At 34.3% G+C, this 1,386-nt stretch carries 1 protein-coding gene and 1 tRNA gene; one reads left to right on the forward strand and one right to left on the reverse strand.

What is annotated here, in order from left to right:
* Positions 1–135: 135 nt before the first annotated feature.
* Positions 136–1,101 carry an integron integrase gene (locus H4J50_RS18910; protein ID WP_182257697.1) on the forward strand — a complete coding sequence of 322 codons (966 nt, stop codon included), beginning with the start codon at positions 136–138 and terminating at the stop codon, positions 1,099–1,101.
* 195 nt (positions 1,102–1,296) lie between these two features.
* Here the strand turns inward: H4J50_RS18910 and H4J50_RS18915 are convergent.
* Positions 1,297–1,373 (reverse strand) — tRNA-Asp (locus tag H4J50_RS18915).
* Positions 1,374–1,386 lie beyond the last annotated feature (13 nt).

The raw sequence follows: 1,386 nt of genomic DNA on the forward strand, positions 1-1,386 counted from the left end.
TTCAATGCGTTATTGTTTGGTACTGAATAAAAGGCAGTAGAAAGACAGATTAAATCTGCCTTTCTACAATAAAGCGGGAAACACAGCTATACTGTATAAATAAACAGTATACATTTTAATTATTAAGGAATAATAATGAAATCTGAATTTCTCTCACACATTAAAGAAACAATGTGGACCAGACGCTACGCTAAACGTACTATTGAGTCATATTTATATTGGATTAAAGCTTACATAATTTTTATTGGAAAAGTTCATCCTAAAGATTGCCATGATAAAGAAGTTGAAAGGTTTCTAAGTTACCTTTCGAATAATTTAAATCTTGCGCCAAAATCTCAAGCATTAGCATTAAACTCTGTTAATTACTTGTATAAACATATTTTAGTTAAACCGCTTAGCCTTGATTTGCGCTTTAATAAATCTCGGGTAAACCCAAAACTCCCCACTGTTTTAACTATCCCAGAAGTAAAAGAACTTTTATCGGCTATAAATATAAATCACCTTTTACTATGCCAATTAATGTATGGCAGTGGCTTAAGATTAATGGAGGCTGTGCGCTTAAGAGTACAAGATATAAACTTTGACTATCATTGTATCGAAGTATGGAATGGCAAAGGTGGTAAACATCGAACAGTTACCCTAGCAACTGAACTGGCTACGGCACTCAAAGAACAAATATCGCTGGTAAAGTCTTACTATGTATTAGATATGAGGAATGATGATTACTCTGGCGTATATTTGCCTTTTGCATTATCGAGAAAATATCCAAGTGCTGCGAAAACATTTAATTGGCACTATTTATTCCCATCAAATCGCTTATCTTTAGATCCTGAGGTCAACAAATTAAGACGCCATCATATAAACGAAACGGCAATTCAAAAAGCGGTAAAAATAGCATCTAAAAATTCAGGTATAGATAAAAATATTACTTGTCATACTTTACGACATTCATTTGCAACACACTTACTTCAACGAGGTGCTGATATTCGAACGGTACAAGAGCAATTGGGGCACAGTGACATTAGAACAACGCAAATATATACCCATGTGATAGAGCGCGGTGCAAATGGAGTTACAAGCCCTTTATCAACTTTAATATAAGCTAAGTGAACTGTGATTTTTTTAAGAAAAAATTAGATAAGCAATAATTAAACTGTAGTTAAACGGCTTAAGTTTTTTTTAGATTATTAAGTTTTATTTAGATTATTAAGTTTTATTTAGAGGTGCTTTCTTTGGGGTTTGCTTTAGGTAATTGTGTGAGGTTTTAAGTTGCCACAGATAAAAATTTAAATAAATTGGCGGAGTGGACGGGACTCGAACCCGCGACCCCCGGCGTGACAGGCCGGTATTCTAACCAACTGAACTACCACTCCGCGTATTTATTTC

Source organism: Colwellia sp. 6M3 (assembly GCF_014077595.1).
Lineage (GTDB): Bacteria > Pseudomonadota > Gammaproteobacteria > Enterobacterales > Alteromonadaceae > Cognaticolwellia.